At 60.5% G+C, this 24,267-nt stretch carries 21 protein-coding genes; 18 read left to right on the top strand and 3 right to left on the bottom strand.

Translation table 11 applies throughout. The features are described from left to right. Nucleotides 1–6: 6 nt before the first annotated feature. From OGR47_RS15490 to OGR47_RS15415, 16 genes are all read left to right on the top strand, one after another. Nucleotides 7–660 carry a cytochrome c3 family protein gene (locus tag OGR47_RS15490; RefSeq protein WP_371824431.1) on the top strand — a complete coding sequence of 218 codons (654 nt, stop codon included), beginning with the start codon at nucleotides 7–9 and terminating at the stop codon, nucleotides 658–660. Further along, on the top strand, nucleotides 648–3,506 hold the full coding sequence (locus OGR47_RS15485) for a Fe-S cluster-containing hydrogenase (protein ID WP_165054577.1): 2,859 nt from the start codon (nucleotides 648–650) through the stop codon (nucleotides 3,504–3,506). Before OGR47_RS15490 ends, OGR47_RS15485 begins: the two co-directional genes overlap by 13 nt. Before the next feature lie 101 nt (nucleotides 3,507–3,607). Beyond that, entirely contained in the window at nucleotides 3,608–4,912 is a 1,305-nt protein-coding gene (nrfD, locus tag OGR47_RS15480; RefSeq protein WP_165054395.1) for an NrfD/PsrC family molybdoenzyme membrane anchor subunit, read from the top strand. Beyond that, on the top strand, nucleotides 4,902–5,456 hold the full coding sequence (locus OGR47_RS15475; protein ID WP_165054398.1) for a DUF3341 domain-containing protein: 555 nt from the start codon (nucleotides 4,902–4,904) through the stop codon (nucleotides 5,454–5,456). The genes nrfD and OGR47_RS15475 overlap by 11 nt, the downstream gene beginning before the upstream one ends. A 4-nt stretch (nucleotides 5,457–5,460) precedes the next feature. Then, nucleotides 5,461–5,874 (top strand): c-type cytochrome, encoded by a 414-nt coding sequence (locus OGR47_RS15470; RefSeq protein ID WP_371824444.1) that lies wholly within the window; start codon nucleotides 5,461–5,463, stop codon nucleotides 5,872–5,874. Continuing rightward, nucleotides 5,871–6,920, top strand: a complete 1,050-nt coding sequence (locus OGR47_RS15465; RefSeq protein WP_165054404.1) for a hypothetical protein — start codon at nucleotides 5,871–5,873, stop codon at nucleotides 6,918–6,920. The genes OGR47_RS15470 and OGR47_RS15465 overlap by 4 nt, the downstream gene beginning before the upstream one ends. A 1-nt stretch (nucleotide 6,921) precedes the next feature. After that, on the top strand, nucleotides 6,922–7,431 hold the full coding sequence (locus tag OGR47_RS15460; protein ID WP_165054407.1) for a hypothetical protein: 510 nt from the start codon (nucleotides 6,922–6,924) through the stop codon (nucleotides 7,429–7,431). Continuing rightward, entirely contained in the window at nucleotides 7,391–8,080 is a 690-nt protein-coding gene (locus OGR47_RS15455) for a hypothetical protein (protein WP_267270089.1), read from the top strand. Before OGR47_RS15460 ends, OGR47_RS15455 begins: the two co-directional genes overlap by 41 nt. After that, a complete protein-coding gene (coxB, locus tag OGR47_RS15450; RefSeq protein WP_165054413.1) occupies nucleotides 8,077–9,024 on the top strand; it encodes a cytochrome c oxidase subunit II in 948 nt (315 codons plus the stop codon). The genes OGR47_RS15455 and coxB overlap by 4 nt, the downstream gene beginning before the upstream one ends. Next, nucleotides 9,024–10,622, top strand: a complete 1,599-nt coding sequence (locus OGR47_RS15445) for a cytochrome c oxidase subunit I (protein WP_165054416.1) — start codon at nucleotides 9,024–9,026, stop codon at nucleotides 10,620–10,622. The genes coxB and OGR47_RS15445 overlap by 1 nt, the downstream gene beginning before the upstream one ends. Continuing rightward, nucleotides 10,615–11,259, top strand: coding sequence for a cytochrome c oxidase subunit 3 (locus OGR47_RS15440; RefSeq protein ID WP_165054419.1), 645 nt, complete (start codon nucleotides 10,615–10,617; stop codon nucleotides 11,257–11,259). The genes OGR47_RS15445 and OGR47_RS15440 overlap by 8 nt, the downstream gene beginning before the upstream one ends. A 95-nt stretch (nucleotides 11,260–11,354) precedes the next feature. Then, nucleotides 11,355–11,582: a hypothetical protein gene (locus OGR47_RS15435; RefSeq protein ID WP_165054422.1), complete on the top strand. Its 228-nt coding sequence runs from the start codon at nucleotides 11,355–11,357 to the stop codon at nucleotides 11,580–11,582. A 107-nt stretch (nucleotides 11,583–11,689) separates the two neighbouring features. Further along, nucleotides 11,690–13,477 carry a thiamine pyrophosphate-requiring protein gene (locus tag OGR47_RS15430; RefSeq protein WP_165054425.1) on the top strand — a complete coding sequence of 596 codons (1,788 nt, stop codon included), beginning with the start codon at nucleotides 11,690–11,692 and terminating at the stop codon, nucleotides 13,475–13,477. Then, nucleotides 13,474–14,427 carry a hypothetical protein gene (locus OGR47_RS15425; protein ID WP_165054428.1) on the top strand — a complete coding sequence of 318 codons (954 nt, stop codon included), beginning with the start codon at nucleotides 13,474–13,476 and terminating at the stop codon, nucleotides 14,425–14,427. Before OGR47_RS15430 ends, OGR47_RS15425 begins: the two co-directional genes overlap by 4 nt. After that, a complete protein-coding gene (locus tag OGR47_RS15420; RefSeq protein ID WP_165054431.1) occupies nucleotides 14,402–15,025 on the top strand; it encodes a gluconate 2-dehydrogenase subunit 3 family protein in 624 nt (207 codons plus the stop codon). Before OGR47_RS15425 ends, OGR47_RS15420 begins: the two co-directional genes overlap by 26 nt. Continuing rightward, on the top strand, nucleotides 15,022–16,659 hold the full coding sequence (locus OGR47_RS15415; RefSeq protein WP_165054434.1) for a GMC family oxidoreductase: 1,638 nt from the start codon (nucleotides 15,022–15,024) through the stop codon (nucleotides 16,657–16,659). Before OGR47_RS15420 ends, OGR47_RS15415 begins: the two co-directional genes overlap by 4 nt. A gap of 138 nt (nucleotides 16,660–16,797) precedes the next feature. On the opposite strand, the gene OGR47_RS15410 is transcribed toward OGR47_RS15415, so the two are convergent. From OGR47_RS15410 to OGR47_RS15400, 3 genes are all read right to left on the bottom strand, one after another. Continuing rightward, nucleotides 16,798–18,027 carry an alpha-hydroxy acid oxidase gene (locus tag OGR47_RS15410; RefSeq protein ID WP_246729773.1) on the bottom strand — a complete coding sequence of 410 codons (1,230 nt, stop codon included), beginning with the start codon at nucleotides 18,025–18,027 and terminating at the stop codon, nucleotides 16,798–16,800. 38 nt (nucleotides 18,028–18,065) lie between these two features. Beyond that, nucleotides 18,066–18,965, bottom strand: a complete 900-nt coding sequence (locus tag OGR47_RS15405; RefSeq protein ID WP_165054440.1) for an SMP-30/gluconolactonase/LRE family protein — start codon at nucleotides 18,963–18,965, stop codon at nucleotides 18,066–18,068. A gap of 149 nt (nucleotides 18,966–19,114) precedes the next feature. After that, the gene (locus OGR47_RS15400; protein ID WP_165054443.1) at nucleotides 19,115–19,453 is read right to left on the bottom strand and encodes a P-II family nitrogen regulator; all 339 of its coding nucleotides are present in this window, start codon (nucleotides 19,451–19,453) and stop codon (nucleotides 19,115–19,117) included. A gap of 233 nt (nucleotides 19,454–19,686) precedes the next feature. Between OGR47_RS15400 and OGR47_RS15395 the strand changes: the two genes are divergently transcribed. Beyond that, nucleotides 19,687–20,901 carry an efflux RND transporter periplasmic adaptor subunit gene (locus tag OGR47_RS15395; protein ID WP_165054446.1) on the top strand — a complete coding sequence of 405 codons (1,215 nt, stop codon included), beginning with the start codon at nucleotides 19,687–19,689 and terminating at the stop codon, nucleotides 20,899–20,901. Nucleotides 20,902–20,922: 21 nt separating this feature from the next. Then, nucleotides 20,923–24,153: an efflux RND transporter permease subunit gene (locus OGR47_RS15390; RefSeq protein WP_371824443.1), complete on the top strand. Its 3,231-nt coding sequence runs from the start codon at nucleotides 20,923–20,925 to the stop codon at nucleotides 24,151–24,153. Nucleotides 24,154–24,267: the final 114 nt, after the last annotated feature.

Genomic DNA, 24,267 nt, shown 5'->3' with positions numbered 1-24,267 from the left:
CACCAGTTGGCGGCGGCCTTTGGACCAATGGCGAATCTATGGGCGGCTCTGGCCAAGGCGCTTTTCGGCGTCGTGATCGTTGCGTTGCCGGTTGCTGTGTGGCTACGGCAGAATAGCGATTTTGCGCGGGGCCTCCAATCTCCGCTCGCGCAGCCGGTTCCGTTCAGCCATGAACATCACGTCTCGGGGCTGGGAATCGACTGCCGCTATTGCCACGACACCGTCGAGACCGCGGCAAGCGCAGGGCTTCCGCCGACCTATACCTGCATGACATGTCACTCGCAGATTTGGACCAGCGCCGAAATTCTGGAGCCGGTCAGACAAAGTCTCGCGCAGAACAAGCCGCTCGTTTGGCGCAGAGTCACCAACCTTCCAGACTACGCCTATTTCAACCACAGCATTCACATCGCCAAGGGCGTTGGTTGCGCTAGCTGTCACGGCGACGTGGCGGCCATGCCGCTCACCTGGAAAGCCAAGACGCTCACGATGGCGTTCTGCCTGGACTGTCACAGCAATCCGTCGCCCAACCTGCGCCCCAAGGACAAGATCTACGACACGAAATGGAAAAGGGGGGCGGAAACGCCGCCCGAGCAGACGTTGCTTGCGCATTACAAGATTGGCAACCGCGATCTCATGGAATGCTCGATATGCCACAGATAGGGAAACAATGGCGCAGCTTGGACGAATACGCCGAGCGCGTCACGCCGCGGGACGACGAATTTCCCCCCTTTTGGGATGCGCCGGCGCCTGATCGGCGCGAGACGTTGAAGCTGATGGCCGCGGCATTCGCGCTCAGCGGACTCGACGCCTGTTCCGACGCGCCGGAAGAGCATTTGATTCCTGCCGTGAAACCTCAGCCGGACGTCGTGTCGCGTTCGCCAAATTTCTTCGCCACGGCCTTCGTCCATGAGGGCCTCGCTGCGGGGGTGCTCGTCAAGCATTGGATGGGGCGGCCGATCAAGGTGGAGGGAAATCCCCGTCACCCAGCGAGTCTCGGCGCCACCGACGCCATGGCGCAAGCGCAGCTTCTGGATTTCTACGACCCTCAACGGTCCTGGGGGATTACGCGCGACGGCTTGCCCTCAACTCTCTCCGCGCTGGAGCGCGCTCTTGCCGATCAACGCGAGATCCTCGCGGCGCAAGCGGGAGCGGGCTTTGTCATTCTGACCGGCGCCGTGACCTCGCCGACTCTTTCTGGGCAGCTCGACGCCTTGCGACAAAAAAATCCGGGCCTGCGGTGGATTCATTGGGAGCCGATCTCTCGAGTGCACGCAAGCCAAGGCGCGGCGCTGGCCTATGGCCGTCCAGCCGCCACCGTTTTCAATCTGGCGAACGCCGATGTCGTGCTCGCGATCGAGAGCGACCTTTTAAGCGCGGCTCCGGGAAGCCTGCGATATGTGCGCGATTTTGCGAGTCGGCGTAACCCGACGCGGACAGCCAAGATGAACCGCCTTTATGCGGTCGAATCGACGCCGAGCCTGATGGGCGCCGCGGCGGATCATCGCTTTGTGGTGAGTCCGCACGAATTGAACCAAGTGATCATGGCGCTTGCCGCCGCCATTTTCGATCGGCCAGGGCCGGAGGCGCCGCCCTGGCTTGTCGCGATCAGCGACGATCTGAAAGCAAATCGCGGCCGCGCGCTTATTCATGTGGGTCCGGATCAAGCCAGCGAAACGCATGCGCTCGTCTTTGCAATGAACGAGGCGCTGGGCGCTCGCGGCTCGACCTATGATCTGATCGAACCCGTCCTTCACGCTTCCGCCGATCCCGACTTCACGTTTTCTGCGCTTGTCGATGAGATGAACGCCGGCACGATCTCGTCGCTCGTTATCATCGACAGCAATCCTGTCTATACGGCGCCCGGTCGTCTCCATTTCCCCGACGCATTGAAGCGCGTCCGATACAGCCTGACATTGACGGCCGTTCCGACCGAGACGAGCGACGCGACGCTTTGGGCGGCGCCCATGGCGCATCCATGGGAAAGCTGGAGCGACGCCCGCGCATTCGACGGCACGGCGAGCATTCTGCAGCCCCAGGCCCTACCGCTCTATGGGGGACTCGATCCGCACCGCCTGCTTGCGCTTCTTCTGCAGCCGAGCGCTCCCGAGACACAGGACGCCGTGCGCGTTACTTGGAAGCCGCGGCTAGGGGCGGATTTCGAGACCTCCTGGAGAGACGCACTTGCGGAGGGCGTCATCCCAAATTCGGCCAGCGCCAAATCAACTGTAAATCTGCGGCCGGAAGCTTGGGCTTTCTCGCCGCCCCCGCTCGATGGCGCCACACCGACGCTGTTGCTGCGACCCGATCCTTACATCTGGGACGGATGCTATGCCGGCAACGCTTGGCTGCAGGAATTGCCTCGTCCTTTGACAAAAATGACCTGGGACAACCCTGTGCTGATCTCGCCCGGATATGCGAGCCGCGCAGCGCTACGCAACGGCGATATCGTCGAGATTGCTGCGGGCGAGAGCGTGGCGCGGGCGCCGATATGTATTTCGCCAGGCCAAGCAGACGACTGCATTGTCGCGTCACTCGGGTTCGGGCGGCGGCGGATCGGTACTTCAGGCGCCGGCGGGGGGGTGGATTTTTTTCCGCTGCTCGAAGCAGGCGCACACGTCACTGTCAGGAAGCTCGATCGGCGCCAATCGCTCGCGAGCACCGACCATCACCAAGCCTTCCGCGATGCCGGCGGGCGCTATGCGCGCAGCGACACGCTCGCCAGTTTCACAGCGCAAGGAGCCAACCCGTCCAGTGAAGAAGGACCTTTTATCTATCGATGGACGCCAAAAGGGCCAGCAGCCTGGGCCATGAGCATCGACCTCAACGCCTGCATAGGCTGCGGCGCTTGCGTTGTCGCCTGCCAGGCTGAAAACAATATTCCTGTTGTGGGGAGAGAGGAGGTTTTGCGCGAGCGCGAGATGCATTGGCTGCGGATCGACCGATATTATGAGGGAACCCCCGAAACGCCGAGCATCAGGTTCCAACCCGTTCTCTGCATGCATTGCGAGCAAGCGCCCTGTGAGCCGGTTTGTCCCGTTGGCGCCACTATGCACGATTCAGAAGGGCTGAACGTCATGGTCTATAATCGCTGCATTGGCACGCGCTTCTGCTCAAACAACTGCCCCTACAAGGTTCGGCGCTTCAATTATCTCGCCTTTGCGGACTCGGAGCCCAGGGCCGTCGAGTCGCGCAATCCGGATGTGAGCGTGCGCGCGCGTGGCGTCATGGAAAAATGCACCTTCTGCATCCAGCGCATCGCCCAAGCGCGAATAGAGGCGGATAAAGAGAACAAAGCCGTCGCGGAAATCGAGACCGCTTGTCAAGCGGCCTGTCCAACGCGCGCTTTCACCTTCGGGAATTTGGCCGATGCGGAAAGCGAGGTCGCCAAGCGCAAGCAAAGCGGGCTGACCTACGCTTTGCTGGCCGATCAGAACACGGTCCCGCGGGTGACCTATGAGAAGCGTATTCTGAACGAAAATCCACGCCTCGTGGAGCCGCAACCGTGACGTTGCTCAAACCCGATGCGCGCGTGCAGCAGCCGGGCGAGGTTCCGGCAAGGCCGCACGCGGGTGATCCTCTTTATAATCCGCGCCGATCCATAGGATCGATGACTGAACAGATTTGCGGCGTCGTCCTTCACAACCGCGTGGCGTTTTGGTGGATCGTCGCTCTCGCGATCGCGTTGCTCCTTGTTCTTGCGCTGATCCTCGCCGTGAGCTGGCTTTTCATCGCAGGCATTGGAATCTGGGGTGTCGACTGGCCCGTCGTTTGGGGCTTCGCCATCATCAATTATGTCTGGTGGATCGCCATTGCGTCGGGCGGAACCTTCATTTCTGCGCTCTTCTATCTCGCTGGCGTCGAGTGGCGGAACTCGCTGAATCGAATTGCCGAGACGATGACCATTTTCGCGGTGGCTTGCGCAGGCATATTTCCCATCTTGCATCTTGGGCGCCCGTGGTTGTTCTATTGGCTTTTTCCATATCCGAACACCATGACCCTCTGGCCGCAGTTTCGCAGCCCGCTGCTATGGGATTTTTTCGCAATCCTGGCCTATGTCGTTTCGTCAGTTCTATTTTGGTATTTCGGCCTCATTCCCGATTTCGGAACCATGCGCGACCGCGCTCACAAATCCGGCGTGCGGGTCTTATACGGAATCCTCGCCGCCGGTTTTCGGGGCTCGCGCGTCCAATGGCGCCATTACCGTGCGGCTTACGGGATTCTTGCGGCGATCATGGCGCCGCTCGTGGTCTCGGTGCATAGCATCGTGGGCCTCGATTTCGCCGGCGCCGCTACGGTTGGGTGGCACTCGACGCAATTTCCGCCCTTCTTTGTCTTTGGCGCTTTGCTGTCCGGCTTCGCCATGGTCCTGCTTCTCATCGTTCCGTTACGCAGGCTGCTCGGTTTCCAGGATTTTATCACGGGCCGTCATTTTGACGTTTTAACCAAGCTCCTGCTCGTGAGCAGCCTTTGTGTCGACTATTCCTACATGATGGAAGCTTTCATGACCTATTACGGCGACGACGAAGCGGAGCGCTTATCCTTCGAGGACAAAATCGCGGGGGCCCTGGCGCCGATCTATTGGATGACGATCGTCCTCAATGTTCTGCTTCCGCAGATATTCTGGCTGCGGCGGGCGCGCGTAAGCGAGGCGCTGATCATGCTCGTGTCATTCGGCGTCATCATCGGCATGTGGTGCGAAAGATACCAGATTGTCGTCATGAGTCTGCGCAGGCCGCGGATCCCTTCGGCTTGGGGAGATTTCGCACCCACCATCTGGGATTGGCTGACCTTGTTCGGGACGGTCGGACTCTTCGCTGCTGGCCTGTTGATCGCGCTTCGTTTAGTCCCAATGATTTCGATGTTCGAGATGCGGGACATGATGACGGAAGGAAAGGGCAAGGATGAGCGGTGACTACCTTGTCGCGTCTTTCGCATCCGAGGGCGCATTTGCGATCGCTTGCGAGCGACTAAGCGCCGAAGGCTTGGGCGAGCTCTATCCTTTTACGCCCAAGCCAATCATGGCGGACCGTCCGATTTCCTCCATCTCTCTCTTTGCCTTTGTCACTGGGATGGTCGGTGTCGTAGGCGGCTTCGCGATGGAAGCCGACGCCAATATCATCGCCTATCCGCTGGATATCGGCGGAAGACCAAAATTATCCTGGCCGTCCTTCGTGCCGATCGCCTTCGAGATCGGAATGCTGCTTGCTGTTATAGGCGTCATCGTCTCGTTTTTCCTATTTGCAGGAGTCGGGCGCCTTTATTCCCCGATCGACGATTGCGATCTGCTGCGCCGCGCCCTTTCCGACCGATGGGTCATCGCCCTGCGCCCGCGGAGCCCTGAAAGCTCACGGCGTGCGCGCGACCTTTGCGAATCCCTGGGCGCCGCGGAGATCGAGGAGTTTCGGCATGAAATGGAGAGTCCTCGCTCTGGCGGCGCTGTCGCTTCTCAGTTGTAGCGATATGTCCAACCAACCAAAGCAAAAGACTTATCGCCCGCTGGTTGGCCCGGCCGAAATCCCATCTGGGGTGAGGTCGTTCGAGGCGCATGAAGCTCCCGCGCCCGAGATCTCCATCACTCTGCTCGAGCGCGGGCGAGAGCGATACAACATCTATTGCGCACCCTGCCACGGCGCGAACGGCGACGGAAAAGGCATGATCGTGCAGCGCGGTTTTCCTGCGCCGCCTTCTTATCATATCCAGCGCCTGCGCGACGCGCCGCCGCAGCATTTCTTCGACGTCATCACCCAGGGTTTCGGGGCAATGTATTCCTATGCGGAGCGCGTTCGGCCCGTCGACCGTTGGGCCATTGCGGCCTATATACGGGCGTTGCAGCGTAGCCAGAGCGCTATGCAATCGCCGGAGCATCCGCCATGATGGCGCGGGCCGTCGGAACTCTGGCGGCCGGCGCCGTCGGCTTCGCCGTGACATTCGCCCTGGCGAGGGCGTGGCCGAGCGCATTTCCCCACGCGTGGCTGGCCGCGCTCTCAACATGGCTCGGCGTGCCGCTCGGTTGCATGGGCTTGCTGCTTACGCATGCGCTCACAGGCGGCAAATGGGGATACGCGGTTCGGCGGCCGCTCGCTCTCGGCGCGCGCGCATTGCTGCTGCTGCCGTTGTTTTTAGTCCCGCTCGCGCTCGTATCTTCGACGCTCTATCCCTGGCTGCGCTCAGACGAAGCTTTTGCAAACGCATTTTATCTGAATAAGACGGCGGCTCTTGCTCGGGGTCTTGGATATTTGCTGATCTGGTTTTCGCTGGCGTGGCTTGTCGAACGTCGCTTGCGTCGCGCCAATCCTGACGTTGGACTCGCCGCGATAGCGCCCGCGGGACTTATCCTGCTGGCTTTGACCGTGACATTCATGTCGGTCGATATGCTGATGTCGATCGACCCAAAATTCTCCTCGACCGTGTTTGGCCTCATCCGAATAGCCGGCATGGGGCTTCTCGCCTTGTCAGTGTCGATATTCTTCGCGTTGAGCGAAGAGAGTCTCGCGGAGGAGGCGTTGCGGCAACTGGGTCGACTGCTGCTCGCCGTCGTTATTCTTTGGGCTTACCTCGCCTTCATGGAGCTTTTGATTGTTTGGCAGTCGAATCTTCCTAATGAAGCGGCCTGGTATGGACCGCGCTTAGCGGGTAGCTGGGGAACGCTGGCGGCGATTGTCACAGCTCTGCGCTTCTTTATCCCGTTCTTCTTTCTCCTTTCGCCCAAGATTCAGTCTTCGCGGCCGTCGATGCGCTTTGTGTCGCTGCTGACCATTGCTGGCGCCTGCGCGGAGAATCTCTGGATTGTCGCGCCAGCCTCAGACGCTAACTCAGTCATGATCGGGGCGATATTCGTCGCCGCGTTGATTGGCATGTTCGCAACAACGCTTGGCTTGGCGTCGGTTCATAGCCTTTTCCTTGCTCCGCATAGGGTCTGAAATGATCGAGGGCAATCTTGAAGCGGCGAAGCATGAGCCATCCGATGTCACGGGGCGCTTTATCCTGGTGAGCTTCGTCTCGGTAGCCGCGTCGATTGCGCTCCTTGCCATGATCGTGCTCGGCCTCTTTCCAGGATCGAGCGCTGACCAGCGGATGCGCACGCCCTTGCCAAATTATCCGCAGCCTCGGGTTCAACTCAATCCGCGCGCGGATTTGCAGTCCTTCTATCGGAATGAGGCTTTGGAAGGAAATGGGCCAGGGCAGATCCCGATAGAACAAGCAATGCGCGAGACGGCCGAGGAGAAGATCGCCAATTGGCCTGGCGCCCCGATCGCGGCTGCTAAGCCGACTGCTCAACCTTCCCCGCCGGAGAGTAGCCATGTTGCGGTTCGCAAGACTCCTCGTGATGTTGGTTTCGCTCCAGGCAATCGGGGACACGGCGCTTTGCACGGAACGGCCGGGAGACATCGTGTTTTGGGAAAAGCTCGGCGCGCAACTCCCACTCGATAGCCCGCTTATCGATGAGGCGGGAGGCGCGGTGAGTCTTTTGGATGTGACAACGCAAACGCCGACTCTGCTGGTGTTAGGGTATTATCGTTGCCAAAAATTGTGCAGTGTCTTGCGACGTGAAATTTTCGAGACCCTCGGAAAATCAAATCTTGTGGCGGGTCGCGATTACAATCTGGTTTTTCTGAGCGTCGATCCGAAGGAAACGCCGGCGGATGCGAGGGAGGCCAAAGCTGAAACTCTTACGGGCTTTTCGGCTCCCGGCGCGCAGTCCGGGTGGCGCTTTCTGACAGCGCGAGAACATGAGAGCGCCGCCATCGCGCAAGCAGTTGGCTTTGATTACGCATATGACGGGAAGTCACTCGCTCATCCTTTAGGCATCGCGGTCCTAACGACGCGAGGAGTGGTTTCCACCTATCTCTTCGGACTTGGCGTCGACACTGAGGCGATTCAGCGGGCTTTGCAACGCGCCGCGTCGAACGAGATTTCTGCTGCTGCTTCGCCCGTGATGCTGCTCTGCTTCAACTTCGACGCAATGAGCGGACGCTATTCTCTCGACATCGTTAAAATGCTGCGGATCGTTTCAGGCGGTTTTGCCTTTGTAGGCGCGGCCTTTATCTTGCGCGCGCTGCGCCGCGAGCGCCTGTCGTGATCCCGCAAGCAACGAAAGACTCGGTCGAGGTCGACTATTTGATTGGCGCCCTGGTTCTGGCGAGCGTCGCCATCCTGGCGCTCGTCTATGGGCTTATTCTTCTTTACATGTTTCGCTATCACGCCGGCAGCAAGGCCGAGCGGGGACGACCATCTCGGAAATCCTGGCGTTTCGAGATCGCCTGGACCGCCGCAACGATGGCTGCGTTTTTTGGGCTCTTTCTCTGGGGCGCGGATCTTTACGTTCGACTGTTCCAAGCGCCGGCCAATGCGCTTCAGATTTATGTCGTCGGTAAGCAGTGGATTTGGAAGGTCGAGCATCCGGGCGGTCAAAAAGAAATAAATGCGCTGCATCTGCCGATTGGACGTCCGATTCAACTCGTGATGACATCGCAGGACGTGATTCATGATTTTTCGGTCCCCGCCTTTCGCATCAAGCGAGACGTGCTCCCGGGACGTTACGAGACGATATGGTTCGAGGCCCAGCGCCCGGGCTCCTATCACCTATTTTGCACGCAGCTCTGCGGAGCGGGCCACGCCACGATGACCGGTGAGGTAGTGGCCATGTCCGCGCCGGATTTTGAAAAATGGCTAAGCCAAGGACCGGCGCCGACCGGGGCGCGCGAGAGCATGGCCGCCGAGGGGCAGGTTCTGTTCATGCGCTTGGGATGCAGCGGATGCCACGGCGCAAAGGGCGAAGGATCTGGAGGCGCCGTTAAAGCGCCGGCGCTCGTGGGCCTCTATGGCAGTCAGGTCAAGCTGTCGACAGGAGCCGTGGTGAAATCGGACGATCGCTACCTGCGCGATTCGATCTTGCAGCCCGACAAAGAGATCGTCGCTGGCTATGAGCCGATCATGCCGTCGTTTAGCGGCCAGGTCGACGAAGAACAATTGATGCGGCTCATAGCCTATTTGAAATCTCTTAAGGCCAAGGAGAAGCCCTGATGCGACCCTCCTACCTTACCGACGGCTTCTCGCTGCGCAGCTGGCTGCTCACGACCGATCACAAGCGGATCGCCATATTATATCTCGGTTCGATAACTTTGTTCTTTTTCATCGGGGGCGTAGCGGCCGCGCTGTTGCGCTACAATCTGATTTCCTCCCGCGGCCTTCTCGGATCAGCGGAAATTTACAACAAGCTTTTTTCGATGCATGGCGTTGTGATGGTCTGGTTCTTTCTCGTTCCGGCGGTTCCAGTGACGCTTGGGAATTTCCTCATTCCGTTAATGCTGGGCGCCCGCGATCTAGCGTTTCCGAGGCTCAATCTCTTGAGCTGGTATTTGTTCATGATCGGAGGCATCACAGTTCTTTATGCAATGATTATTGGCGGGGTCGATACGGGATGGACCTTCTATACCCCATTGACCACTCTTTATTCCAACGGCCACGTCGTCTTGGCCGTCGTTGCGATCTTTATCTCCGGCTTCTCGTCGATCGCCACTGGCCTCAATTTTATCGTCAGCATCCACAAGCTTCGTGCGCCGGGCATGAGCTGGCATAGGATGCCCGTCTTTCTTTGGTCGCTTTACGCGACGTCAGTGATCATGGTCCTTGCGACGCCCGTGCTGGCGATGACGCTGCTGTTGCTTGCTTTTGAGAGAATATTCCACATCGGCGTATTCGATCCTTCGGTCGGCGGCGATCCTTTGCTGTTCCAGCATCTATTTTGGTTCTACTCGCACCCCGCGGTCTACATCATGATCTTGCCGGGCTTCGGCGTCGTCAGCGAGATTATACCAGCTTTCTCGAGCAAGGAGCTCTTCGGATATAAATTCGTGGTCTGGGCCAGCATCGCGATCGCCGTTATCAGCTTTCTCGTTTGGGGGCATCACATGTTTGTGGCTGGCGAGTCGCTCTATTCCGCGCTTGTATTCTCATTGCTGAGCTATGCGGTGGCGGTCCCCTCGGCAATCAAAGTTTTCAATTGGGTGGGGACGATGCACAATGGCTATATTCGCTTCGACGCGCCGATGCTCTATGCGATCGGTTTCGTTGGCCTATTCACCATGGGCGGATTGACGGGCCTGTTTGTCGCCGCTTTGGCGGCTGATGTGCACCTCACCCAGACATATTTCGTCGTCGCGCATTTCCATTATGTGATGGTTGGCGGCATGGTCTCGGCCTATTTCGCCGGGCTGCACTTCTGGTGGCCCAAGATCACCGGAAAGATGTATCCGGAGATGTGGGGCAGGGCGGCTGCGATCATTATTTTCGCAGGCTTCAATCTCACGTTCTTTCCGCAATTCATCCTGGGCTATCTCGGCATGCCGAGACGCTACGCTTCCTATCCGGTGGAATACGAGCCCCTAAACCTGTTATCTTCGGCGGGCGCCGCCGTCCTTGCCGTCGGCTATCTGCTCCCGCTTGGTTATCTCATTTGGTCGCTCATGTACGGGAAGGACGCGCCTGCCAACCCCTGGCATGCAACGGGGCTCGAATGGAAAACGCCGTCGCCGCCGCCAACGGAAAACTTTCCGGCGACTCCGGTCGTGACAGAGCCGCCTTATCAATATCCGCTCAAAGAGGCGGTCAGCCATGAGTGAAGCTGCTGAGCTCCACGATTTTCAATATTCCAGCGCCGACCATCAGAGGGATACGGCGGTCGACGGCATGTGGGCGTTCCTGGCAACGGAAGCGCTTTTCTTCGGGCCTCTTTTTCTTTCCTGGGGATTCTCCCGCTATTATAACGTCGGCGGTTTCGATTATGCCGCCGCGCACACCAATCTCTTTGTCGGAACGCTCAACACCATATTGCTGATAACGAGCAGTTTTGCCTATAGCGCCGGCGTGGCGTTTTTTGACGGAGGCCGCCGACGCCTAGCTTTATTGTTTCTCTGCGTGGCCTGGGCGCTTGGTCTCGCCTTCATGTCGCTGAAGTTCGGAGTGGAATGGCCAGAGGATTTGCGAAAGGGTTTTTTTCCAGGGTCGGACTTTTCGATTGGGGGCGCCTTGCGCGGCGGCGCTGCGCTGTTTTTCACTTTCTACTTCATCGGAACGGGCATCCACGGGCTTCATCTCTTCGTGGGGCTCTTGCTTCTCGGCTGGGTCATTTTGACAAGATTGCGGTTTCCTGAGGCGTCGAGAACGCCGATGGTGATCATCAGTCTTTATTGGAGCTTCGTCGATATTGTCTGGCTCATTCTGTACCCGCTGATCTACCTCGTGGGGCGCGGCGCATGAAAGCGCGTCTTGTTCGGCTCCTCATAGCTTACCTTGTGCTTCTGGCGCTGCTTGCTGCGGAATTTTTCGCAAGCGCTCTGCACTTGGATCAGTCTATGCGCCTTTTGCTTTTGATTCCGGCATTGGTGATGGTCGGCGTGGTTGCGACTAATTTCATGGAGTTGAGGCACGAGGACGCGCCGACGGTATTATTTGCGGCTTCCGCCGTGCTGTGGCTTTCGATTCTGCTGGGGCTCGGATTGATGGATCCGATAACGCGCGTGATGTATCCGGCGCCGGAAAGCGCCGCCTCCGCCCAGCTAAAGGCGACGATCAAGCGATAAGAGGCGCCACCCCATCGGCGTCCCCCGGGCGCGGAACAAGGGGAGACGGCGGCTGTTATCTCGCAGAAGCCGACGCGTTCAATGCGTCTTCCTTAGAAAGCACCGCCATGAGCAATACAGTCGGCGATTTCTTCGTTCATCGACTCTACGAATGGGGCGTGCGCCGGATATTTGGCTATCCGGGCGACGGCATCAACGGCGTGCTCGGCGCCTTGCAGCGCGCCCCGGAAAAGATCGAGTTCGTGCAGGTGCGGCATGAGGAGATGGCGGCGTTCATGGCGTCCGCCTATGCCAAGTTCACCGGAGAGCTCGGCGTGTGCCTTTCGACCGGCGGGCCAGGCGCTTCCCATCTCGTCACCGGGCTGTACGACGCCAAATGCGACCATATGCCTGTGCTTGCGATCGCAGGCCAGGCGCCGCGGACCGCGCGCGGCGCGCATTATCAGCAGGAGCTGAATCTCGATCGCATGTTCTCCGACGTCGCCGCTTTCGTGCAGGAGGCGGAAGTTCCCTCGCAAGTGAGGATGCTTGTCGATCGCGCGATCAGAATATCGAAATCGCAAAGCGCCGTGTCAGTGATTATCCTGCCGGGCGATCTGCAGGATCTGGAATATGAAGAGCCGCCGCGCAAGCACGGCGCCGTGCAAACGGGCGTGGGCTATTCGCGTCCTCTGGTGGTTCCTACCTATGCCGATCTTCACCGCGCCGCCGAGGTGCTGAACGCCGGCGAGAAGGTCGCCATGCTGATCGGCGCGGGCGCGCTCGGCGCGCGGGAGGAAGTCATCGCCGTCGCGGAGAAGCTGAAAGCCGGCATCGCCAAGGCGTTGCTCGGCAAAGGCGCAGCGCCCGATACGACGCCATGGGTGACTGGCTCCATCGGCCTTCTCGGCACCAAGCCCAGCTACGACATGATGATGGAGTGCGACACGCTGCTGATGATCGGCTCTGGCTTTCCTTACTCGGAGTTTCTCCCGCGGGAAGGGCAGGCGCGCGGCGTTCAGATCGACATCGACGCCTCCATGCTCAGCATGCGTTATCCGATGGAAGTCAATCTCCATGGCGAGGCGGCGGCGACATTGCGCGAGCTGATGTCGCATCTCGACGAGAAGACCGACACGCGTTGGCGCGATGGCATCGAAAGAAACGTCTTCGATTGGTGGGAGCTTCTCGAGAAGCGCGCCCTGGCGCCTGCCAATCCTGTCAACCCGCAGAGAGTTGCGTGGGATCTGTCGCCGCGCCTGCCTGAGGATGCGATCATCACTTGCGATTCAGGCTCCTGCGCAAATTGGTATGCGCGCGACCTGAAGATCAGGGGCGAGATGATGTGCTCGCTTTCCGGCGGCCTTGCGTCTATGGGCGCGGCCGTTCCTTATGCGATCGCCGCCAAATTCGCACATCCCGCTCGGCCGGTCATCGCGCTGGTCGGCGACGGCGCGATGCAGATGAACAATATGGCTGAGCTGATCACCGTCGCCAAATATTGGCGCGATTGGCGCTCTCCGAAATGGGTCTGCTGCGTCTTCAACAACGAGGACCTCAACCAAGTCACCTGGGAACAAAGGGTGATGCAGGGCAATCCGAAATTCGAGGCGACGCAGAACATTCCAGACGTGCCTTATCACCGCTTCGCGGAGCTCATCGGGCTCAAGGGAATCTTCGTCGATGCGCCCGACCGTTTAGCGGAGGCATGGGACGAAGCATTGGCATGCGACCGACCTGTGGTTCTGGAAGTGAAAACCGATCCGGAAGTGCCGCCTTTGCCAGCGCATATCTCCTTCGAGCAGGCCCGCAATTTTGCAGCGACGCTGTTCAAGGGCGACCCTGACGAGGGCAGGCTCATCGCCGGCGCCGCAAGGCAGGTCTTCGCGCCTATTCTGCCGGGCGGGGAAAAATGACCACCAAGCCGGTCCCGGCTGCCTTCGGCGCTGTTGTTCTCGGGCTTGTCGGCGCGTCGGCTTTGATAGCGCTCGAAAGGCCGGCTCAAGAAACGCGGAAACCGTCTGGCCAAGGCGTTTTTCCAGGCGAGACGCGGGCGCTTCACGGATCGGCGGCCTTGCTCGCAGCTTCCGTGCTCGCCGACAGCGGCATCGAGCATTATCGAGGTTCTTTTGAAAATCCCGGTATGTTTGCGCCCCTGATCAGCGCGACGTTGGCGCTCGTCGCGGGCGCCGAGGGCGCGGCGGCGGCTTCTCCAGGCGCGGGCGCCTTCCGCCGAAGCGCCTATGGCTTGTCCATCGGCATCGGCGCGACGGGGCTCGCTTTCCACATCTATAATATATTCAAGAGACCGGGCGGATGGAGTTGGCTCAATTTATTCTACGGGGCGCCTGTCGGCGCGCCGGCCGCTCTTTCGGCCTGTGGAATCGTCGGGCTCGGCGCAGAGCGGCTTGCGCGTCAATCCGCTCCCGCGCCACGATTCTTTGGGATAAGCGCGGGGCGTCTTCTAGGCGCGTTCAGCAGTCTTGCGCTTGCCGGAACGGTTGCCGAAGTCGCGCTTCTGCATTTCAGAGGCGCCTTCCAAAATCCCTTCATGTGGGCCCCGGTGACGCTCCCGCCGGTCGCTTCCGTTGTGATGGCCAAGGCGTCGCTCGAACCGCCGTCGCCAAAACATCCCTTCACCCGCGCCTGGCTCTGGGCGACTGCGCTTCTGGGATTCATAGGCATGGGCTTCCATGCCTATGGGGTGTCGCGGGCCATGGGCGGCTGGCGCAATTGGAGCCAGAACGTCATCGACGGCCCGCCTCTGCCGGCGCCGCCGAGCTTCTCGGCGCTTTCCATTGCGGCGCTGTCGGCGCTCTCCTTGATCGAGAAGGAAGCAGATGACGTCCCTCGCAAAGCCGCCTGAAGTAAGTACGCCCTACGAGGGCTATGACGTCCTCGCCAAATGGAACACGCCTTCCTACGATGATCGCACGCGCGAGGTTGTGATCGAGCGCCTGCGCGACATTCCTGCGCGCCGCTTCTTTACGGTCGAAGAATTGGCGCTGCTCGAGGCGATCGTGGAGAGACTTGCGCCTGCTTTTCCTCTGGCGCAACGCCCCCCGATCGCCCTTTGGATCGACGATCGTCTTTACAAAAATCTTGGCGAAGGCTTCCGCAACGAAGGCGTTCCACCACTGCAAACAAGCTGGAGGATGGGGCTTGCGGGGATAGACGGCGAGGCCGGGCGCTTGTTCAGCGCCGCTTTTAGCGCGCTCGAACCATCGTCGAGGGACGCTGTCTTGCGGGCGGTTCAAAACGGCGAAGTTGAAGCGTCGCTTTGGCGCGACCTCGACCCGAAATCCTTTTTTTCCGACATGTTGCTCAAGACAATCGCCGGCCTCGCCTATTCGCACCCTGCCGCTTGGAGCGATATCGGCTTCGGAGGCCCCGCCAGTCCACGCGGCTATGTGCGGCTGGGATTCGACTCTCGAGACTCATGGGAGGCGAAGGAGTACCGATGAACGGCGAGCAGCCCCGCGCCGTGAATGGCCGAGCGCCGGATGTCTTCACCCCGGGCGGCTGGACGCCCATGCGAGAATATGCGGAATCTACGCCGGTTGATTTTCTCATCGTCGGCGCCGGGGCAGGGGGCGCCACGCTGGGGTGCAGGCTGGCCGAGAAAGGCTTTTCCGTCGTCATATTGGAAGCCGGACCTTTCTGGCGTCCGCTAGACGATTTCGCTTCCGACGAGCTTGCCCAGCAGACGCTTTTTTGGACAGACGATCGCATCACCGGCGGGGATGATCCGATTGCGCTTGGCGGCAATAATTCGGGCCGAGGCGTGGGCGGGTCGACGGTCCATTTCAGCATGATCGTGCTGCGCTTTCGTCCCGAGTGGTTCAAATCACGCAGCAAGCTCGGCTATAGCTTCGATTGGCCGATCTCTTACGAGGAGCTGGCTCCCTATTACGAGGAGGCCGAAGAGGCGCTGAAGGTTGCGGGCCCCGTGAACTACCCTTGGGGACCGCCGCGCCGACGTTATCCCTATCGGCCGCATGAAGTGAATGCGGCAGGCCTGGTTCTGGCGCGCGGAGCGGAAAAGCTCGGCGTGAAATGGGCCGCGACGCCGCTCGCCACCGTATCGGCGCCGCGCGGCAAATCGCCGCCCTGCGTCTATCGCGGATTTTGCAACTATGGCTGCTCAACCAACGCCAAGCAGAGCGCGCTGACGGTATGGATTCCGCGCGCGCTGGCGGCGGGCGCGGAAGTGCGCGACCTGGCCATGGCCGCGCGCATAGAGATCGACCCGCGCGGGCGCGCGACCGGCGTTGCGTTTTTCCGGGACGGCGCTTTGCATTTTCAGCGCGCGTCAAACGTCGTCGTCGCCGGCTATGCGATCGAGACGCCGCGTCTTTTGCTGAATTCCGCCTGCCCGCTTTTCCCGCAAGGCCTCGCCAATAGCTCCGGGCTTGTCGGCACGCATCTGACGACACATTCAGGTCCCGGCGCCTGGGCGACATTCGATGAGGAAATCCGCTGGTACAAGGGCCCGCCGAATATGGCGGTGACGGAGCATTGGAATTACACGGACGACGGCAAGGACTTCCGCGGCGCCTATGCGTTCATGAGTCAGGGACCGCTCCCGATGTCCTGGGCGCAGACGGTCGCCACCTCGCGCGGCCTGTGGGGCGAGGCGCTTCGGGCGGAGATGCTGAAATACAACCATATGGCCGGCTTCGTGCCAGTCGGCGAGACCGAGCCGCGCATCGAGAACCGCGTCGAGCTTGCCGATGAAACAGATCAGTTCGGTTTGAAGATACCGAGAGTGGTTTTTTCCTATTCGGAAAACGACAAGCGGCTGCAGCGGCACGCCGTCCGCTTCATGAGCGACATGCTCGAAGCCGCCGGCGGCTACGACATATGGACCAACTACAAGGACACCAGCCATTTGCTTGGAACATGTCGCATGGGCGATGATCCCAAGACGAGCGTCGTCGACGCCGACGGACGGAGCTGGGATGTCCCCAATCTGTGGATTTGCGACGGTTCTGTTTTCCCGACTTGCGGCGGCGTCAATCCGTCGCTCACAATTCAGGCGCTCGCCTGCCGCGCGGCGGATCGGATAGAAACGAAGGCCGCAGCCGGCGACCTCTAATAGTTGCCCTGTCATTCCCGACGGGCCAAGGCCTGATGGGGAATCCAGAGCCAGAGTAGCAGACTCTGCTCTGGATTCCAGATCGCTCGCTTTCAGTCGAGCGTCTGGAATGACCGCGGCGCGGCTGATCCAATCAAGCTAACGCGCAAGAAAATCCGGCCCGAGTTCTTTGATCGACTGCGCGCCGAGCAGGCCGAGGTCGCGGTCGATTTCCTCTCGCAGAATATCGATCGCCCTTTCGACGCCCTTCTCCCCCGCCGCCGAAAGACCGTAAAGCGTCGCGCGGCCGACAAGCACGGCGTCAGCCCCGAGCGCGAGCGCCTTCAACACGTCTGTCCCGCGCCGAACGCCGCCGTCGACGATCAGCGTCAGGCCGCCGAAACGTCGCCTCGCTTCGGGAAGCGTGTCGAGCCCCGAAAGGGTCCAGTCGAGCTGGCGGCCGCCATGGTTCGAGAGGATGACGCCGTCGGCCTCGATCCGCGCGGCGCGCTCGACGTCGTTGATGTTCAGCAGTCCCTTTATGAGAAATTTGCGCGGCCATAATCGGCGTAGTCGCGCCATCTCCTCCCAATCGAGCGACTGGTCCATATTCGCCCTGATCCAGAAGGCGCTCTCGTAGAAACCTCGCCGCTCTTTCGGAACATAGTCGACCGCATTTGCAAAGCTCGGCATCCCGCCCGTCAGCGTTGTTGCGATCCAGTGGAGATGCAGGGCCGATTCGAGTATGGAGCCTATCGTCAATTTGCCGGGATGGGTGAAGCGCCTTTGCTCCCATTCGCGGTCACCGTAGAATTGTGCGTCTATCGTCACGACGAGGGCTTCACAGCCGGCTTCGTCGGCGCGTCGGATCAGCGCTTCGCGGATCGCCCGCTCGCCGAAGACATAGAGCTGCCACCAATGTCTCAGGCCCGGAATCGCTGCGACCTCTTCCATCGGATCGTTGGACATGGTGCTCTGCACGAAGGGAATGCGCGCCTGCGCAGCGGCTCGGGCCAAAAGCACATCCGCTTTTCGCCAGAAGAGGGCGTTCAATCCCGTCGGCGCGATGGCGAAAGGAAGCGGCGCCGAGCGCCCGAACAGCGAGACGCTTTGATCGCGATGCGAGACGTCGACCAATGCGCGGGGCAGGAGACGATAGCTTGCGAGCGCTGCGAAGTTGCGCGCGAGCGTCGCCTCGTCTTCAGCCCCGCCCTCGAGATATTCGGCGGCGAAAGCCGGGAGGCGACAATGCGCCATGGCGCGCAGATCGGCGATGGTGCGGGCGCGCTCCAGCTTGCTGCCTGTGTAAAGGCGGCGCGTCGGCGTTCCATTGCTTGTCGCCGGGGTCGGATCGAGCCTGGCGCCCGTCGCGCCCGTCTCGACCAGCATCCGTTCGTTTCGTTGGCGCAAGGGCAGCCGCATGATGCTCAGCCGTCAGCAAAAAGCGAATTGGAAAGACCTGTTACGCCCGGCCGACAGCGGAAAATCGCGCCGGCATGAGGCTCGCGCTCCCTCGAAATTCCATGAGCGGCCGTGGTGATGTAAAGTGTTGCATAATCCGCGTCGCCAAAGGCGCACATCGTCGGCTGACTGACGGGCAGCTCGATTTTCCGATCTAATTCTCCATCGGGCGAGAGGCGAATGACGCACCCGGAGCCATACATCGCACTCCAATAAAAACCTTCGCTGTCGACGGTGGCGCCGTCCGGTCTTCCCTCGGAGAACTGCGCAAAAACGCGTTTTGATGAAAGTCCAGCGTCCTGCAGATCGAAATCGAACGCCCAAATCGTCGCGGCTCGAGTGTCGGCGAAATACATCGTGCGCGAGTCTGGGCTCCAGGCCAGGCCATTGGCGATAATGGCGCTTGCATCCTTCTCATTGAGACCGGCGCCGAAGGTGAAGACATGCAGCCGGCTCGCGGGCGGCTCGTCCTTGTGGCCGGAGCTTTGCAAGGGATCATGCATGGTTCCCACCCAGAACCTTCCAAAGGCGTCGCATTTGCCGTCGTTGAAGCGATGGTGCAGTGGATTGTAGGGCGGTTGGCAGAGCGGCGCATAATCGCCCTCATCCAGGCGCAATCGCGCAAGCCCTGTCCGAAGCGCAACGACGACCGCCCCGCTTCGACACAGGGCGAAAGCGCCGATTTGGCTGGGCGTTTCCCAGCTTTCGTCGCTGCCGGTTTTCGGGTCGAATCGATGCAGCGCCGGTTCCTCGACATCGATCCAGTAAAGCGCCTGCTCACGAGTGCTCCATGTCGGGCTCTCACCCGTTTGAGCATGCGCGTCGAGGGCAAGCTCGACGTCGCAACGCGGCGAAGGCGCTCCCATCGTCTCCTCCAGACGCGGTCATGTGGGGGTGTGAAGAGGTCTGACCGCCGTTTCTTGAGAACCGCGCGCCTTGCATCCCGGTTCCAGCAGAGCGAAGGCGGTCGGTCGATCGTCGTTGGGCGCGCAAAACGATTGCAGGCGCCTCTGGGTCAGAGCGCGTCTGCTCCCGTCTCGCCGGTGCGGACCTTGTAGACCTCATCCAAATTTGTGACGTAAATTTTGCCGTCGCCGCGCAGGCCGGTGCGCGCGCCCTCCATGATCGCCCTGACGACGGAGGGCGCCAGACTGTCCGTGACGATTACCTCGATGCGCAGCTTGGGCACGAAATGGCCGACATATTCCACCGCGCCGAGGATCTGGGAGTGCCCCTTTGCGTCGCCATGGCCCTTCGCCTCGGAGATGGTCATTCCCGAAATGCCCAGAGCGTAAAGCGCGTTGTGCACGTCATTCAATTTGAACGGCTTGATGATGGCGGTGACGACTTTCATGGCTTCGGCGTCCGGACACACACTAATGTAGCGTTCAAACTACCTTAGACCAATGGCTACGTCAGCCTGCCAAGCCCACGCAGGGAGTAATTGATTTAGATCATTCTTTTTCCGTCCTTTGTCTGAACTGTTTCTCGCTTCCCTTGTCGGTGGATAAATCTCGGCGGTCTTTCGCTTGGCCGTCGCAGATCGACTATCCTGCTTGCCCCAGTCGTGATAGCTGCCGAACCTGCATGCCGCCCTTTCGCTTTTCCCGCTTCTTCGAGCAAAGGCGCCGTCTCGTGGCGGCGCTCGCGGCTGTCGGCCTCGCTGTCGCCGTTGCATTTTTATATACATCGCCGCCGCCCACCGAACCGGGGCTGCAGACTAATCGCAAGAAGCCGGCGCCGTCGGGCGCAGTCACGCTGGAGCTGAGCGATAGCCAGATCGCCGCGCTGAAGATCGAGCAGGCCACTACGCGGCCGTTCCCGCAGGAAAAACAGGCTGTCGGCAGCGTCGACTTCAACCAGAATCGGCTGGTGTCGGTGTTCCCGCCCTATCAAGGCCGCGTCATCAGCGTGTCGTTCAATGTCGGGGACGCGGTCGAGAAAGATCAGGTCCTCTTCACGATCGACAGCCCCGACCTGCTCACGGCGGAGTCTAATCTCATCGCCGCAGCTGGAACCCAGCTTCTCCAGAGCCGGACGCTAAATCGCACCAGGTCCCTGGTGAAAATCGGCGGGTTTTCACAGCAGCAGCTCGACCAGGCGGTCTCCGATCAGCAGACGGCCGAAGGCGCGCTAAAGGCCGCCCGCGACGCCGTGCGCATGTTCGGCAAGACGTCGGAGGAAGTGGACAAGATCGTCGCAGAGCGTCTGGCGGACCCGCGGCTCGTGGTGAAAAGCCCGCTCTCGGGCTATGTCACGGCGCGCGCCGCTGTCCCCGGGCAATTCGTCCAGCCTGGGGTCGCGCCGGCGCCCTATGTCGTCGCCGACACCTCGACCATGTGGATGGTCGCCAATGTGGTCGAAAGCGACGCGCCCGCGCTGCGCGTGGGGCAGGAGGTCAAGGCGAGCGTCGCCGCCTATCCCGGCCGTTTCTTCGATGGCAAAATCACCGTGCTTGGCCCGTCGGTCGATCCGGCGACGCGCCGTCAGTTCGTGCGCATCGAAATCGCCGATCCGCATCATTTGCTGCGCGCCGGCATGTTCGCGGATTTTACGATTCGCACCGGTGATCCCGTTTCATCGACCGCCGCGCCGGCGAGCGCGATCGTGCGGGAGGGCGACGGGACGATGACCTGCTGGGTGACGACCGACCGGCGCCGCTTCACCCGGCGGACAGTGATGATCGGCCAGCGGCGCGACGGCTTCGTTCAAATCCTTTCCGGACTGGCGGCGGAGGAATTGATCGTTGGCGACGGGGCGGTTTTTCTCAGCAATCAGGCGGCGCTCGGCAAGCCGGATTAAAGCATACGGAGATCACGCTTGCTGAAGTCCGTTCTCGAGTTCGGTCTCACGCGCCGCGCCATCATCGTCATCGGCGTGATCACTTTCGCCATCGCCGGTCTTGTCGCCTTCTCGAAGCTGAACATCGAGGCCTATCCCAATCCGGCGCCCGTGATCATCGAGATTTCAGCGCAGTCGCCCGGCCTCTCGGCCGAGGAGATGGAAAAATATTTTACGATCCCGATCGAGATCGGCCTCTATTCGACGCCGGGCGTCGTCAACATCCGTTCGACGTCCTTCTATGGCCTCACTTTCGTGCGCGTGACGTTTCGATACGGCGTCGACTACTACGCCGCGAAGACGCAGGTCGCGGTCAACCTTCAGCAGAACGTCAATCTGCCCAACAATATCACCCCCCAAATTCAGCAATCGAGCCTGACCGGCGAGATTTACCGCTATCAGATCAAGGCGCCGCCGAATTTCGGCCTGACCAATATCCGCACGATCCAGGACTGGGTCATTGCCCGGCGCCTGCTGACAATTCCCGGAATTGTGCAGGTCACCTCATGGGGCGGCACGACCAAGCAATTCGACGTCGACGTCGATCTCCGCAAGCTCGAGGCGTTCAACGTCACCATACCTCAAGTCGTCACGGCGATCGGCAATTCGAACGTCAATGTCGGCGGGCGCGAGATACAGATCGGCCAGCAGTCCATCAATATCAGAGGCATTGGGCTGATCGACGATGGCGGGGCGCAGGACCTGACAGCCGGCTACCGTACGGAAGACATCGAGAATATCGTCCTGTCTCAAACGAATGGCGTGCCGGTCCGAGTTCGGGACGTGGCAGAGGTTTCGGTGGGCTTTGTCCCCCGGCTGGGCGTGGCGGGACGCGATTATGAGGACGACATCACCGCGGCGATCGTCTTGATGGGGCGCACGCAGCATACGCATGACATGCTGCCCAAGGTGAAGGAGGAGATCGAGAAGATCAACGCCGACGGAACTCTGCCGCCGGGCGTGCGCATCGATCCCTATTACGATCGCGGCGCGCTGGTCGACGTCACGACCCATACCGTCCTGCACAATCTCTATTTCGGCATGATCCTGGTGTTTCTCATCCAGTGGATCTTCCTCGGCGATCTGCGCAGCGCGCTTATCGTAGCCGTCAACATTCCTTTCGCCCTCTTTTTTGCGATCATCGTTCTGGTCGTGCAAGGAGAGGACGCCAATCTGCTCTCCGTCGGCGCCGTGGATTTCGGCATTATCGTCGACTCGGCGGTCATCCTCGTTGAAAATGTCTTCCGCAACTTTCAGGCGTCGCGGGCCAAGCGCGCGGAGCTGCTGCAGCTTCTGGCCGAAGGTTTCTGGGGGCCCAATGCCACCTCTCCAACCGAGACAAGCGGCATCGCCCAGTTGTGGACCGACCGGCTCAGGCTGATTTTCGTCAGCGCGCTGCAAGTCGATAAGGCGGTTTTCTTCACAGCGACGATCACCATCATCGCCTTCCTGCCGCTCTTCACCATGACCGGCGTCGAAGGGCAGATATTCGGCCCGATGGCGCGCACCTATGCTTATGCGCTCATCGGCGCCTTGCTCGCGACCTTCACGGTGACGCCGGTGCTCGCCTCCATCGTCCTGCCCGACCATGTCGAGGAGGTCGAGACGCTGATGGTGCGTTGGCTGCGCTCCGCCTATACGCCAGCATTGCGTTTCTCGCTTACCCATCCCAAAACCGCGCTCGCGGGCGGCGGCGTCTTTCTCTTCCTCGCGGCGTTGATCGCCATGCGGCTGGGGAGCGAGTTCCTGCCGACGCTCGAGGAGGGGAATCTGTGGATCAGGGCTTCGCTGCCGCCGACGACCTCGCTCGCCGCAGGCGAATCCGCGACCGGCAAGATGCGCGAGATTCTGTTGCGGCATCCCGAGGTCGTGACGGTCGTCTCGCAGCATGGTCGGCCGGACAATGGCTCGGACGCCTCGCCTTTCTCCAATGTCGAGCTCTTCGCGCCGCTCAAACCCTTCGACGAGTGGCCGTCTGGGCTCACCAAGGAAAAGCTCACCGAGACTCTCGAAAAGGAGTTCGAGGACGCGCTTCCGGGCGTCGGTTTCAATTTCTCACAATATATTCAGGATAACATTCAGGAGGCGCTTTCGGGCGTCAAAGGCGCCAATTCGATCAAGATCGTCGGGCCCGATCTGAATGTGCTGGAAGCGCTGGCCGAGCAGACCATGAAAGTGGTCGCCGAGGTTCCCGGCGTCGAGGACCTCGCGGTGTTTCATCTGCTTGGCCAACCTAACCTCAACATCGTCGTCGATCGCGCCAAATCGGCGCGTTATGGGCTCACGGCCGGCGACGTGAATACGGTCATCCAATCCGCAGTCGCGGGAGCGGTTGCCACATCGGTTCTCGAAGGCGATCGGCAATTCCCGGTGCTCGTGCGGCTCGCGCCGCAATATCGGAACTCGATCGACGCGATCACCAACGTCAAGGTGGCTTACGCCAATCCGAACGGTCCCAATGCCTATGTGCCCTTGAAGGAGGTCGCGGCCATTAGCCTCGATACCGGCGCGTCCTTCATCTATCGGGAGCGCGGCCAACGTTACGTTCCGATCAAATTTAGTATCCGCGGCCGCGATCTCGGGAGCACGGTGGCTGATGCGCAGGCGCGCGTCGCCAAGGCAATAAAGCTCCCGATGGGCTATCAAATTCTCTGGGCCGGCGAATTCGACAATCTCCAGGAGGCGAAAAAGCGTCTCCTTGTCGTTGTCCCAGTGACGCTCGCTTTGGTCTTTCTTCTTCTCTATGCCCTATTCAATTCATTCCGCGAGAGCCTGCTCGCCTTTGGCGGCATTCCCTTCGCGATGGGCGGGGGCGTCATTGCGCTCTATGTCTCGGGCCTGAATTTCAGCGTCTCGGCGGCGATCGGCTTTATCTCTTTGTTCGGCGTCGCCGTTATGGACGGCATTCTCAACATTACTTACATCCGCGAGCTGACGATCCAGGGAATGGAGTTCAGCGAGGCGGTCTTTTACGGGGCCGAGCAGCGCATGCGGCCCATGCTGATGACTGCCCTTTCCGCCGGCGTCGGCCTCTTTCCCGCGGCCGTCTCGCATGGAATTGGCTCGCAGGTTCAAAGGCCGCTGGCGACCGTTGTCGTTGGCGGCATGTTTTTTGGTCCGGTGCTGATCCTCATCGTCGCCCCTGCGCTCAGAAAATTGTTCCTGCGCGGATACAGCCGCGCATCGCTTACGGGCGGGTCGGAGGGCGCCTGAGCGCCCCGCGGGATTGGGCCTTGTCATTCCCGGCGGGCTGAAAGCCCGACCGGGAATCCAGAGCCAAAACACCGTGTCTTTGCTCTGGATCCCCCATCACTCGCTTCGCGAGCG

The organism is Methylocystis sp. MJC1 (genome assembly GCF_026427715.1).
In the GTDB taxonomy this organism is placed as follows: Bacteria; Pseudomonadota; Alphaproteobacteria; order Rhizobiales; family Beijerinckiaceae; genus Methylocystis.
The sequence above is the reverse complement of the archived record's forward strand: the minus strand, read 5'-3'. Positions and strand labels throughout refer to the sequence as shown.

Bases quoted from the DNA above. Each gene is read 5' to 3' on its own strand.
- OGR47_RS15475 (WP_165054398.1), top strand. From the start codon at position 4,902: ATGAGCGGTGACTACCTTGTCGCGTCTTTCGCATCCGAGGGCGCATTT.
- OGR47_RS15400 (WP_165054443.1), bottom strand. From the start codon at position 19,453: ATGAAAGTCGTCACCGCCATCATCAAGCCGTTCAAATTGAATGACGTG.
- OGR47_RS15425 (WP_165054428.1), top strand. From the start codon at position 13,474: ATGACCACCAAGCCGGTCCCGGCTGCCTTCGGCGCTGTTGTTCTCGGG.
- OGR47_RS15435 (WP_165054422.1), top strand. From the start codon at position 11,355: ATGCGCCTTTTGCTTTTGATTCCGGCATTGGTGATGGTCGGCGTGGTT.
- OGR47_RS15410 (WP_246729773.1), bottom strand. From the start codon at position 18,027: ATGCTGGTCGAGACGGGCGCGACGGGCGCCAGGCTCGATCCGACCCCG.
- OGR47_RS15440 (WP_165054419.1), top strand. From the start codon at position 10,615: ATGAGTGAAGCTGCTGAGCTCCACGATTTTCAATATTCCAGCGCCGAC.
- OGR47_RS15420 (WP_165054431.1), top strand. From the start codon at position 14,402: ATGACGTCCCTCGCAAAGCCGCCTGAAGTAAGTACGCCCTACGAGGGC.
- OGR47_RS15470 (WP_371824444.1), top strand. From the start codon at position 5,461: ATGTCCAACCAACCAAAGCAAAAGACTTATCGCCCGCTGGTTGGCCCG.
- OGR47_RS15485 (WP_165054577.1), top strand. From the start codon at position 648: ATGCCACAGATAGGGAAACAATGGCGCAGCTTGGACGAATACGCCGAG.
- OGR47_RS15415 (WP_165054434.1), top strand. From the start codon at position 15,022: ATGAACGGCGAGCAGCCCCGCGCCGTGAATGGCCGAGCGCCGGATGTC.
- OGR47_RS15405 (WP_165054440.1), bottom strand. From the start codon at position 18,965: ATGGGAGCGCCTTCGCCGCGTTGCGACGTCGAGCTTGCCCTCGACGCG.
- OGR47_RS15430 (WP_165054425.1), top strand. From the start codon at position 11,690: ATGAGCAATACAGTCGGCGATTTCTTCGTTCATCGACTCTACGAATGG.
- OGR47_RS15460 (WP_165054407.1), top strand. From the start codon at position 6,922: ATGATCGAGGGCAATCTTGAAGCGGCGAAGCATGAGCCATCCGATGTC.
- OGR47_RS15465 (WP_165054404.1), top strand. From the start codon at position 5,871: ATGATGGCGCGGGCCGTCGGAACTCTGGCGGCCGGCGCCGTCGGCTTC.
- OGR47_RS15395 (WP_165054446.1), top strand. From the start codon at position 19,687: ATGCCGCCCTTTCGCTTTTCCCGCTTCTTCGAGCAAAGGCGCCGTCTC.
- OGR47_RS15445 (WP_165054416.1), top strand. From the start codon at position 9,024: ATGCGACCCTCCTACCTTACCGACGGCTTCTCGCTGCGCAGCTGGCTG.
- nrfD (WP_165054395.1), top strand. From the start codon at position 3,608: ATGACTGAACAGATTTGCGGCGTCGTCCTTCACAACCGCGTGGCGTTT.